The 12142-nt window shown below is 63.7% G+C and carries 10 protein-coding genes; 6 read left to right on the top strand and 4 right to left on the bottom strand.

Translation table 11 applies throughout. From position 1 onward, the window contains the following. Nucleotides 1–11: 11 nt before the first annotated feature. Nucleotides 12–1556 (bottom strand): fumarate hydratase, encoded by a 1545-nt coding sequence (locus AZSI13_RS11020; protein ID WP_109041210.1) that lies wholly within the window; start codon nt 1554–1556, stop codon nt 12–14. A gap of 10 nt (nt 1557–1566) precedes the next feature. Further along, nucleotides 1567–2067, bottom strand: coding sequence for a TIGR00645 family protein (locus AZSI13_RS11015; protein ID WP_235609737.1), 501 nt, complete (start codon nt 2065–2067; stop codon nt 1567–1569). A 327-nt stretch (nt 2068–2394) separates the two neighbouring features. Here AZSI13_RS11015 and acs point away from each other — a divergent pair, with 327 nt between their 5' ends. The 6 genes from acs (at nt 2395) to AZSI13_RS10985 (ending at nt 10730) form a co-directional block, all read left to right on the top strand. Continuing rightward, the gene (gene acs, locus AZSI13_RS11010) at nt 2395–4371 is read left to right on the top strand and encodes an acetate--CoA ligase (protein ID WP_109041208.1); all 1977 of its coding nucleotides are present in this window, start codon (nt 2395–2397) and stop codon (nt 4369–4371) included. A 221-nt stretch (nt 4372–4592) separates the two neighbouring features. Further along, nucleotides 4593–6503: a DUF294 nucleotidyltransferase-like domain-containing protein gene (locus AZSI13_RS11005; RefSeq protein ID WP_109041207.1), complete on the top strand. Its 1911-nt coding sequence runs from the start codon at nt 4593–4595 to the stop codon at nt 6501–6503. After that, nucleotides 6500–7213 (top strand): PolC-type DNA polymerase III, encoded by a 714-nt coding sequence (locus AZSI13_RS11000; protein ID WP_109041206.1) that lies wholly within the window; start codon nt 6500–6502, stop codon nt 7211–7213. Before AZSI13_RS11005 ends, AZSI13_RS11000 begins: the two co-directional genes overlap by 4 nt. A 13-nt stretch (nt 7214–7226) precedes the next feature. Then, complete coding sequence (locus AZSI13_RS10995; RefSeq protein WP_109041205.1) at nt 7227–9266, top strand: sodium:solute symporter family protein; 2040 nt, start codon at nt 7227–7229, stop codon at nt 9264–9266. Nucleotides 9267–9284: 18 nt separating this feature from the next. Then, nucleotides 9285–9551: a DUF4212 domain-containing protein gene (locus AZSI13_RS10990; RefSeq protein WP_109041204.1), complete on the top strand. Its 267-nt coding sequence runs from the start codon at nt 9285–9287 to the stop codon at nt 9549–9551. A gap of 117 nt (nt 9552–9668) precedes the next feature. Beyond that, complete coding sequence (locus tag AZSI13_RS10985) at nt 9669–10730, top strand: tRNA-dihydrouridine synthase (protein ID WP_109041203.1); 1062 nt, start codon at nt 9669–9671, stop codon at nt 10728–10730. A 107-nt stretch (nt 10731–10837) separates the two neighbouring features. Here the strand turns inward: AZSI13_RS10985 and AZSI13_RS10980 are convergent, their stop codons facing one another. After that, a complete protein-coding gene (locus AZSI13_RS10980) occupies nt 10838–11278 on the bottom strand; it encodes a polymer-forming cytoskeletal protein (RefSeq protein WP_109041202.1) in 441 nt (146 codons plus the stop codon). After that, a complete protein-coding gene (locus tag AZSI13_RS10975; protein ID WP_109041201.1) occupies nt 11275–11937 on the bottom strand; it encodes a DUF6776 family protein in 663 nt (220 codons plus the stop codon). Before AZSI13_RS10975 ends, AZSI13_RS10980 begins: the two co-directional genes overlap by 4 nt. Nucleotides 11938–12142: the final 205 nt, after the last annotated feature.

Genomic DNA, 12142 nt, shown 5'->3' with positions numbered 1-12142 from the left:
ACGCGAGGTGCTTAGGCCTTGACCGGAATCTTGCCGATCTTGATCTGCCATTCCTTCGGGCCGGTGTTGTGCACGCTGGTGCCGGAGGAATCCACCGCCACGGTGACGGGCATGTTCTGCACGTCGAACTCGTAGATGGCTTCCATACCCAGGTCGGCAAAGCCCACCACCTTGGCGCTCTTGATGGCCTTGGCCACTAGGTAGGCAGCTCCACCCACGGCCATCAGGTAAGCGGACTTGTTGTCCTTGATGGCTTCGATGGCGACAGGGCCGCGCTCGGACTTGCCGATCATGGAGATGAGACCGGTCTTCTCCAGCATCATGCGGGTGAACTTGTCCATGCGGGTGGCGGTGGTGGGGCCGGCAGGGCCGACCACTTCGTCACGCACCGGATCCACGGGGCCCACGTAGTAGATGACGCGGTTGGTGAAGTCCACCGGCAGCTTTTCGCCCTTTTCCAGCATGTCGGCAATGCGCTTGTGGGCGGCATCGCGGCCGGTCAGCATCTTGCCGTTGAGCAGCAGCTTCTGGCCCGGCTTCCAGGAGGCGACTTCTTCCTTGGTCAGGGTATCCAGATTGACCTGGGTGGCGGCCTTCAGGTCCGGGGTCCAGGTCACGGCGGGCCAGTCTTCCAGCTTGGGCGGCTCGATCTTGGCGGGGCCGGAACCATCCAGGTGGAAGTGGCAGTGACGGGTGGCGGCGCAGTTGGGCACCAGGGCCACGGGCAGGTTGGCGGCGTGGCAGGGGTAGTCCAGCACCTTCACGTCCAGCACAGTGGTGAGGCCGCCCAGGCCTTGGGCGCCGACGCCCAGGGCGTTCACCTTCTCGTACAGTTCCAGGCGCAGTTCTTCGGCCCGGGTCAGCTTGGCGCCAGTCTTGGCAAACTCGTTGGCCTTGGCCTTCAGCTCATGGATATCCACCGGGGCCATGATGGATTCCTTGGCCAGCAGCATGGCCTTCTCGGGCGTGCCGCCGATGCCGATGCCGATGATGCCGGGAGGACACCAGCCGGCGCCCATCTCGGGGATCTTCTTGAGGACCCAGTCCACCAGGTCGTCAGAGGGATTGAGCATGGCGAACTTGGACTTGGCTTCGGAGCCGCCGCCCTTGGCGGCGCAGATCACTTCCACGTGGTCGCCGGGGACGATCTCGAAGTGCACCACGGCCGGGGTGTTGTCCTTGGTGTTCTTGCGGGCACCGGCCGGGTCGGCCAGCACGGAGGCGCGTAGGGGATTGTCCGGGTTGGCGTAGGCACGGCGTACGCCTTCATTGACCATTTCCTGCAGGCTCATGGTGGCGTCGTCCCAGCGGACGTTCATGCCGACCTTGAGGAAGACCATGCCGATGCCGGTGTCCTGGCAAATGGGGCGGTGGCCTTCGGCGGCCATGCGGGAGTTGGTCAGAATCTGGGCAATGGCGTCCTTGGCGGCGGGGGATTCCTCACGCTCGTAGGCTTCGCCCAGGGCCTTGATGTAGTCCAGGGGGTGGTAGTAGCTGATGTACTGGAATGCGTCGGCGATGGACTGAATCAAGTCTTCCTGGCGGATGGCGCTCATGCTGGGTTCCTCAGTGCTTGGATTGGAGGTGGAGGGTCTGGTTCATGACTTTATCGGTGATGGCCATCATGAACGCGGAGAAAACGAAGACGATGTGGATGCCGACCTGCCAGGTGAGGACCCGGTCCTCCAGCTGGGCGGCATTGATGAAGCTCTTCAGCAGATGGATGGAGGAAATGCCGATCAGGGCCGTGGCCAGCTTGACCTTGAGCACCCCGGCATTGACGTGGGAAAGCCATTCCGGCTGGTCCGGGTGGCCTTCGATGTCGAGGCGGGAGACGAAGGTCTCGTAGCCGCCGATGATGACCATGATGAGCAGGTTGGCGATCATCACCACGTCGATCAGGCCAAGGACGATGAGCATGGTCTTGGCTTCGTCCAGGTGAGCGATATCGGCCACCAGGTGGGACAGTTCCATCATGAACTGCACCACGTAGATGCCCTGGGCAACGATCAGGCCGAGATAGAGCGGCGCCTGCAGCCAGCGGCTGGAGAAGATCAGGCGTTCCATATTGTTTTGAAATTTGGAATTCATCTTTGTGCGTTGCAAGGTTGTTGGAACCGTTGGGAGCGCGGATTTTAGCATGTCTAGGTGGCTGATTTTTGTGCTCTTTTATGTTGCGGCGCAGCGAAGGTGTGTAAGGGGTTTGTAAGAAAGGAGGGGTTTAATCGCGGCCATTCACGGGGCTTTCCGGGCGATCAACTTCCCGGGGCCGCGGAAAAACGGCGAGTCGCAAAATTACCTAATAAATGTGCGACTTTCGTCCGCCGACAAGGCCGACGTTTAGCTCTCGACGCATCAATTTTTGCAATTGCAGACAATGCAGAGGAGATGAGTATGTCCCAGATCGAATCCGTTCTCGTTGAAAACCGTGTCTTCCCCCCTTCCGAAGCTGTGGTGAAGCAGGCGACGATTTCCGGCATGGCCGCCTATGAGGCCCTGTGCAAGGAAGCGGAAACCGACTACACCGGTTACTGGGGCCGTCTGGCCAAGGAACACGTGGTGTGGCAGCAGCCCTTCACCACCGTGCTGGATGAATCCAATGCTCCTTTCTACAAGTGGTTCCCGGACGGCAAGCTGAACGTCTCCTACAACTGCCTCGACAAGAACGTCGAAGCCGGCTTGGGCGACAAGGTCGCCATCATCTTCGAAGCCGACGGCGGTGCCGTCTCCAAGGTGACCTACAAGGAACTGCTCTCCCGCGTGGCCAAGTTCGCCAACGCGCTGAAGGCCAAGGGCATCAAGAAGGGTGATCGCGTCATTATCTATCTGCCGATGTCCATCGAAGGCATCGTTGCCATGCAGGCCTGCGCCCGTATCGGCGCCATCCACTCCGTGGTCTTCGGCGGCTTCTCCGCCAAGTCCCTGGAAGAACGCATCCTGGATGCCGGCGCCGTCGCCGTCATCACCGCCGACGAGCAGACCCGTGGCGGCAAGAACATCCCCCTGAAGCCCGCCGTCGATGAAGCCCTGAACCTGCTCGGCGCCAATAGCCCGATCAAGACCGTCATCGTCGCCAAGCGCACCGGCGGTGCCTGCAACATGGTGGCTGGCCGCGACACCTGGTGGTCCGATGCCGAAGCCGGCCAGACCGACATCTGCGAACCCGAGTGGGTCGAAGCCGAACATCCCCTGTTCCTGCTCTACACCTCCGGTTCCACCGGCAAGCCCAAGGGCGTCCAGCATTCTTCCGGCGGCTACCTGCTGCATGCTGCCCTGACCATGAAGTGGACCTTCGACATCAAGCCTGACGATGTCTTCTGGTGCACCGCCGACATCGGCTGGGTCACCGGCCACACCTACATTACCTACGGCCCCCTGGCCTGTGGCGCCACTGAAATCGTCTTCGAAGGCGTGCCCACCTTCCCGGATGCCGGCCGTTTCTGGAAGATGATTCAGGACCACAAGGTCTCCATCTTCTACACCGCCCCCACCGCCATTCGTTCCCTGATCAAGGCCGGCGGCGACCTGCCGAAGAAGTACGACCTCACCTCCCTGCGCCTGCTGGGTTCCGTCGGCGAGCCGATCAACCCCGAAGCCTGGATGTGGTACTACAACGAAATCGGCGGCGGCCGTTGCCCCATCGTTGATACCTTCTGGCAGACCGAAACCGGCGGCCACATGATCACCCCGCTGCCCGGCGTCACCCCCCTGGTGCCCGGTTCCTGCACCCTGCCGTTCCCCGGCATCCAGGCCGCCATCGTCGATGAGACCGGCCACGAGCTGGAGTGGGGCAAGGGCGGTTTCCTGGTGGTGAAGAAGCCCTGGCCTTCCATGATCCGCACCATCTGGGGCGATCCGGAGCGCTTCAAGAAGTCCTACTACCCCGATGACCTGGGCGGCCGCCTGTACCTGGCTGGCGACGGTGCCGTGCGCAACGCCAAGACCGGCAACTTCACCATCACCGGCCGTATTGACGACGTGCTGAACGTGTCCGGTCACCGCATGGGCACCATGGAAATCGAATCCGCCCTGGTGGCCAACCCCCTGGTGGCCGAAGCCGCTGTGGTGGGCCGTCCCGACGACCTGACCGGCGAAGCCATCTGCGCCTTCGTGGTGCTGAAGGGCGCCCGTCCCAACGGCGACGATGCCAAGCGCGTCATCAAGGAACTGCAGGACTGGGTGGGCAAGGAAATCGGCCCCATCGCCAAGCCCAAGGACATCCGCTTCGGCGAGAACCTGCCGAAGACCCGTTCCGGCAAGATCATGCGCCGCCTGCTGCGCTCCCTGGCCAAGGGCGAGGAAGTCACCCAGGACGTTTCCACCCTGGAAAACCCCGCCATCCTGGAGCAGCTCAAGCAAGCCGGCGGTTAATGGCGCCGAAGCCGTCGGGGCAACCCGGCGGCATTCAACAAAAACTGAAATGCAGAGGGGCGTGGAGGAGACTAGCCCGTCGTCACACCGGCCTGATCCACTGGTAGATCGACATCTCTGTAAGCCAAGCGGCAAAATATAAAGACCGCTTTCAGGCCGGCGCGAAATTGTTCGCGCCGGCCTCTTCATTTGTTTCGTTGCGCAGGGAGAGAATTCCAAAAATGTCCACAAACGCAACCCAGATGCTGGTCTCCGCCACCATGGAGTTCCTGCGCCGTCATTCCCCCTTCGACCGCATGGAGACGCCGGCCCTGCGCTTTCTCGCCGAGCGCGCCAAGCTGGCCTACTACCACAAGGATGCGGCCATCCTGACGCCCGACATGGGCGTTGCCCGCACCTTCTACATCATGCAGCGGGGCAAGGTGGTGGCACGCCAGGCCGGCGAGGTGAATGTCACCGAATACAACGCCATGACCCTGGGGCCGGGGGAGTGTTTTCCCATCGGCGCCGTCACGGCCCAGCGCGCCTCCACCAATGGCTACACCGCCATTGAGGATGTCTTCTGTTATCAGCTTTCTGCCGACGACTTCTTTGAAGTCATGCGCATGAGCTCGGTCTTCAACCTGTTCTGTACCCAGTACATCGCCAGCCTGCTCAACCAGTCGCGGCAGCAGTTGCAGGTGCAGTTCGCCCAGCGGGCGGCGGAGCAGCAATCCCTCAACACCTCCCTCTCGGCCCTGGTCAAACGGGAGCCTGTCTCCGTGCGGCCCGAGACGCCCCTGCGCCAGGTGCTGGAAGCCATGGGCCAGCAACGCCTGGGCTCCATGATCGTCACCGACGAGGAAAACAAGCCGGTGGGCATCTTCACCCAGAGCGACGTGCTGCACCGGGTGGTGCTGGCCGGTATCGCCCTGGAGGAGCCCATCAGCAAGGTCATGTCGAAGGGCCCCCATACCCTCCATGACACGGTCTATGCCTACGATGCCGCCCTGGCCATGGCCATGCATGGCATCCGCCACGTGCTGGTGGTGGATGCGGAGGGTCGCCTCAAAGGGGTGATTTCCGAGCGGGACCTGTTCACCCTGCAGCGGGTCGGCCTGCGCCAGATCCGCCAGTCCGTGGAAACCGCGCCGGACCTGGAAACCCTCCTGCAGACCAGCCAGGACGTGCGCCAGCTGGCAGTGAACATGCTGGCCCAGGGGGTTGGTGCGGAGCAGGTGACCCAGTTCATCTCCGCCCTCAACGACACCATCACCCGCCGGGTGCTCGAACTGAACCTGGACAAGCACGACCTCTACGGCGTCGAATGGGCCTGGCTTTCCTTCGGTTCGGAAGGGCGGGAGGAGCAGACTTTCAGCACTGACCAGGACAACGGCATCATCTATCTGTGCCCCGACTTCATGGACAAGGAACAGCTGAAGATGCGGCTGCTGGAATTCGCCCAGGACATGAATTCCGACCTGGACAAGTGTGGCTTCCCCCTGTGCACCGGCAACATCATGGCCGGCAACCCGGAGCTGTGCCTGACCCTGGAAGAGTGGGAAGAGAAGTTCACCAACTGGGTGCGCCGGCCCGACCCCACCGCCCTGCTCAACGCCACCATCTTCTTCGACTTCCGCACCCTCTACGGCAACCCCAGCCTGGGGGAGCGCCTGCGCAAGTGGCTACTCAGCCTGACCGTGGCCAATCCCAGCTTCCTTAAGATGATGGCCCTCAACGCCTTGAGCGTGGAGCCGCCCCTGGGCAAGATCCGCGACTTCGTCACCGACCTGGACCCGGAACACCCGGGCACCATCGACCTGAAGAAATACGGCGCCCGCCTCTTCGTGGACGTGGCTCGCATCTACGCCCTGGCCGCCGGGCTGCACAACACCAACACCGTGCAGCGCCTGCGCCACTGCACCAAGCGCCTGGGCATGAGCAACGACGACATGTCCGCCCTCATTGATTCCTTCAACTTCATTCAGCTGCTGCGCCTGCGCCACCAGCACCTGGAATCTGAAGCGGGCCACGCCGGGGACAACCGCATCCACCCGGACAAGCTCAATGAGCTGGACCGTCGCATCCTCAAGGAATCCTTCCGCCAGGTCCGCAAGATCCAGACCCGGCTCAAGCTGGACTATCAGGTATGAGCTGGCTCTCCCGACTTTTCGGCAGCAAGGCCGCTCCCGTCGTTCTCTCCCCGGAGCGGCTGGAGCGCCTGGAACGCTGGCGCCAGCTCCCCGATGCCGACCTGGAACGCAGCCATTTCCAGACCCGCTACGTGGTGGTGGATGTGGAATCCTCCGGCCTCAACATGGTGAAGGACCGCCTCATCTCCATCGGTGCCGTGGCCGTGGTCAATGGCCTCATCGACACCCAGGATGCTTTCGAGGTGATTCTCAAGCAGGACGTGGTAAGCGATACGGAAAACATCCTGCTTCATGGCATCGGCGGGTCCGCCCAACGGGAAGGGATGGAGCCGGAAGATGCGCTGCTGCTCTTCCTCGACTACATCGGCAAGAGCCCCCTGGTGGCGTACCACGCCGTGTTCGACCACTCTATGATTGCCCGAGCCATGGAAAAGTATCTGGGCTACAAGTTCGAGCCCCAGTGGCTCGACCTGGCCTGGATCATGCCCGAGCTGTTCCAGGAGAAGATCGACACCAACGTGGCCCTGGATAGCTGGCTCAACCTCTTCGACATCGAAAACATCCAGCGCCACAATGCCGTTTCCGACTGCTATGCCACCGCCAAGCTGCTGCAGGTGGCCATTGCCCGGGCTGGCGACCGGGGGGCCGAATGCCCGGCCCGGGTGATGGAAATCGAGCGGGTGCGGCGCTGGCTGCGGCGCAGCAACTAGGACGAAATCCGCCATGTCGGCCTACCAGGTCTTCCGCGCCCAGCTCAAGCGCTACTACCTGACCTATACCGTCGGCTTTCTCGTCTTCATCCTGGTGCTGGCCCTGCTTGAGCATCAGGGACTCGGCCCCCGCTGGATCGGCTACGCCTTCCTGCTGTTCACCATCCTGATCTACGCCACCATCGGCATCATGAGCCGTACTTCGGATGTCTCCGAGTACTACGTGGCGGGGCGGCGGGTACCGGCCCTGTTCAACGGCATGGCCACGGGGGCGGACTGGATGTCCGCCGCCTCCTTCATCGGCATGGCCGGTACGCTGTACCTGACGGGCTACCAGGGGTTGGCCTTCATCATGGGCTGGACCGGCGGCTTCGTCCTGGTGGCCCTGTTCCTGGCGCCCTACCTGCGTAAGTTTGGCCAATTCACCATTCCCGACTTCCTCGCCGTGCGCTACGGCGGCAATGCTGCGCGGCTGGTGGGCGGGGCTGCCGCCATCCTTGCCTCCTTCGTCTATGTGGTGGCCCAGATCTACGGCGTCGGGCTGATCACCAGCCGCTTCGTCAATCTGCAATTCGAGATCGGCGTCTTCGTCGGCCTGGCGGGCATCCTGGTGTGTTCCTTCCTCGGTGGCATGCGGGCGGTGACCTGGACCCAGGTGGCCCAGTACGTCATCCTCATCATCGCCTACGTGGTGCCGGTGACCCTGCTTTCCTACCAGCTCACCCGTGTCCCCATTCCCCAGCTGGTCTATGGCGAAATGCTGCAGGAAGTGGGCAAGCTGGAAGACCGGCTGTTCGAGACCCCGGCGGAGCAGCAGGCCCGGGCCCTGTACCGGCAGCGGGCTGATACCTACTACGAGAAGATCGTCCGCCTGCCCCAGTCTCTGGCTGACGAGCGTCAGCGCCTGACGGTGCGCATCAACGAACTGAAGGCCGAGGATGCCCCCATGCGTGACGTGGCAGCCCTGGAAAAGCAGCGCAGGGAGCTGCCGCCCACCCCCGAGGCGGCGCGGGAGCGCTGGGATGCGGCCATGCGTACCGCTGCCGGCAAGGGCTCCGTACCCATCCACCATGCCGAAGCCTTCCCCGGCCGCAACGAAGCGGAATCCTCGGCGGCCCGCCTGAATTTTCTCAGCCTCATGTTCTGTCTCATGGTGGGCACGGCAGCCTTGCCCCACATTCTCATGCGCTACTACACCACGCCGACGGTGAAGGAAGCGCGGCAGTCGGTGACCTGGTCGCTCTTCTTCATCCTGCTGCTCTACCTCACGGCGCCGGCCTACGCGGTGTTTGCCAAGTACGAGGTTTACGCCACCCTCATCAACACCCCCATCGCCCATCTGCCCTCCTGGGTCGCGGCCTGGGGCAAGGTGGGCCTGGTGGCCATCGAAGACATCAACGGCGACGGTCTCCTGCAACTGGCGGAGCTATCCCTCAATCCGGATGTGATCGTGCTGGCGACGCCGGAAATCGCCGGCCTGCCCTATGTGGTGTCCGGTCTGGTGGCGGCTGGTGGGCTGGCGGCCGCCCTGTCTACGGCCGACGGTCTGCTGCTCACCATCACCAGCTCCCTCTCCCACGATTTCTACTACAAGATCGTGCGCCCCCAGGCCTCCACCCAGTGGCGGCTGGTCATCTCCAAATCCCTGCTGCTGGTGGTGGCCGTGCTGGCGGCCACCGTAGCCGCCCAGCGCCCGGCCACCATCCTCTACATGGTGGCCTGGGCCTTCTCCCTGGCGGCGGCGGCCCTGTTCCCGGCCCTGGTGATGGGCATTTTCTGGAAACGGGCCAATAAGGCCGGGGCTGTTTCCGGTATGGTAGTGGGCCTGCTCATCACCCTTTACTACATGGTGCGGGTGCATTTCGATTCCGTGCCCTGGCTCGGTTTGCAAGGCATCGGCATGGAGCCCTGGTTCGGTATCCAGTCCACCGCTGCCGGTATCTGGGGTGTGCCCGCCGGTTTCCTCACCATCGTCGTCGTCAGCCTGCTCACGCCACCACCGGCCCAGCAGGTGCAGGACTTCGTCGAGCAGGTCCGCTACCCGCGCAGCTAGGGCCGGGAGACTGCCGCCATGGATAGCGCCCAACGCCACCGGGAATACTGGAGGAAAAACCTGCGCATGACCGGGCTGCTGCTCCTGCTCTGGTTTGCCGTCAGCTACGGGGTCAGCTTCTACGCCCGGGAGCTCAATGAAATGACCTTCCTCGGCTTTCCCCTGGGCTTTTACATGGGGGCCCAGGGCAGCCTGCTCGTCTATGTCTTCATCGTCTGGTTCTACGCCCGCTACATGAACCGGCTCGACCGGGAGTACGGCATGAGTGATGGCGAGGATGACTGAGGGGGCGGGTTGCCGGGTGGTTTAACGATTGATTTCGGCCCCGGGACGGCGCCTTCGGTAGAATAGGGCCTCCCCTTCGGTAGAATACCGGCCTCCCTTTTTCCCCTGAACGGCACTATGGCAAGACTGGCGCTGGCCCCCATGCAGGGCCTGGCAGACGACGTGATGCGCGAGGTGCTGACCGCCATCGGCGGTTATGACTGGTGTGTCACCGAGTTCATCCGCATCACCGATGCCCTGCTGCCGAACCGGGCCTTCCACCGCATGTCCCCCGAACTGGCCCAAGGTGGCCGCACCGAGGCTGGCACGCCGATTGTCGTGCAGTTGCTGGGCTCCGACCCCGAGTGTCTGGCAGACAATGCCGCCCGGGCTGCCGGCCTGGGGCCCCAGGCGGTGGATCTCAATTTCGGCTGCCCTGCCCCCATGGTCAATCGCCATGGCGGCGGCGCCATCCTGCTCAACGATCCCGAACTACTGCATCGCATCGTCGCCACGGTACGCAGGGCCATGCCGGTGGATGTGCCGTTGACAGCGAAAATGCGTCTGGGAGTGAAGGATACGGCCCTGACCCTGGACTGCGCCCGGGCCCTGGCAGAAGGCGGTGCGGCGGAACTGGTGGTGCATGCCCGCACCAAGGAGGAAGGCTACACGCCGCCCGCCCACTGGCACTGGATCGCCCGCATCGCCGAAAGCGTGGCGGTGCCGGTGGTGGCCAACGGCGAGGTGTGGACCCTGGAAGACTGGCAGGCCATCCGGGAGGTTTCCGGCTGCGCCGACGTGATGCTGGGCCGGGGGGCCGTGGCTGATCCGCTGCTGGCAAGGCGCATCAAGGGCGAAGCCATTGCCGGTACCGACGCCTGGGCGCTGGTGGTGCCGGCGGTGGCCGATTTCTGGCTGCGGGTGCAGGCCAAACTGAATCCTCGCCATCGTTCCGGCCGGCTCAAGCTTTGGCTGGGCTTGCTGCGGCGGACCTGGCCCGAGGCCGAAGCCCTGTTCCAGCAGGTGCGCCCGGCCCGGGATTGTGAAGCGGTGACGGCAGTGCTGGCAGCCACCGGCGTGCTGACGCCGGCCCAGGTGGCCCTGTGGCGCAGCCGGGAAGCGGCCGGGGAAGGCGCTGCGGAAGGTGCAGAGAACCCCTCGGAACAAGGGGCCGGCAAGGCTGGAGCAGCGCTGGGGTAAAGCAGCGGAAGTAAGGGAACTAGGGCAATTCCGGCTAACGCCAGCCCCTGCTGGCGCTGCAGAAAACGAAAGTGTTCCGCCGGGGCGGCGCAAAACAGCGCCGGATGTTAGCCGGCGGAGCGTACCTTGGTGACGCGACGGGGCGCTTCCGTCGCCGCCGGTGCTTCGCCGGGGAGGGCAGTGCAGTGCATCTGGCCGCTCACCGTGGCGCCTTCGGCAATGCTCACCTCGCCATAGCGGATATGGCCGCCGCGCACCCGGGCGGAAGGCCCCAGGGTGAGGCTGGCCCGGGCCTCGATGCCGCCGCTGACGGTGCCGTGCACGATGATGTGGTCGGCAATCAGATGGCCCTTGATCGAGGCGTCGTGATTGATCACCAGCACCGGGTCCTGGCCTTCACGGCCCCGCAGGTCGCCCCGCACATGGCCGTCGACCCACAGGCCGCCGGAGAATTCCAGGTCGCCGTGGAGGGTGGCGCTGGCCGGAATGACGCCCTGCATGGGCGGTAGGCCGCCGCTGCCAAAACGGGATCCCTTGATGTTTTTCATGATGGTCGTCCTATCCGTGTCTGTTTGCTCAGGCGAACCCCTTCGGGTTCCAGGAGATCTACCGTGGCTGCCCGGGGGACAAAGCCAGACGGTAGGGCGATGACCCCTTCGGTCTTGAGGAAACGGCTCACTTCCACTTGCAACTTCGGATCAGGCATCGCCCCGTTGGCGGGGTAACGCCACTGTTCGGCCTTGCCTTCCCGCTCCCCCGTGAAGGTAAAGCGCAGGCTGCCGTTGAATCTGCGGCCGGTATTGGCCAGGGTCAGGCGATAGCGCAGCTGCTCACCGTTGGCCGGGTCCAGGGAGAGCCGGGTACCTTTCAGCTCCAGGCCGTCCCGGTTGGTTTCCTGGGCTGCCGCATCCAGGCCGGGCGTCGTGGCCTGGTCGGCAGAGGGGGCGGTGGGCAGGCTTGGGCCCGGCGCCGTGGCCGGGCTGACGGCATTCGCCGCCACCGGTTTGTTCTGGGGGACTGCGGCTTCGGCGACCGGAGCGGCCGGGGCCGGTTGGGGTGCCTCGGCCGTTGCCGTGAGCGGGTAATGCTGGCCGATGCGGAATGTCGCCGCGCACAGCAGCAGCACACCGCCCACCACGGCAGCCCGGCGCAGCAGGCGCAGCCACAGCGGCTCATGCAGGCGCACCTGGATGGTCGGGGTGCGCAAGTTATCTACCCCGGGCGGCGGGAGTAAGCGACTTGGGGGTGTCGTTCATGACGGCTCCTGTTTTGCGAGTGGTTTGCCTTTGGCGGGGCCACTTCTTCAAGTTGTTTCTCACTATATCGGCACGATATACATGAAATTAAATGATTTTTAAAAAAAATTCACCTGGGGCAACTCCTAGGTTCTTCCTAGGTTTGGGGCTTTGGCG

Origin of the sequence: Azospira sp. I13 (assembly GCF_003112695.1) — a bacterium.
In the GTDB taxonomy this organism is placed as follows: domain Bacteria; phylum Pseudomonadota; class Gammaproteobacteria; order Burkholderiales; family Rhodocyclaceae; genus Azospira.
This window is presented reverse-complemented; position numbering and strand designations above follow the sequence as displayed.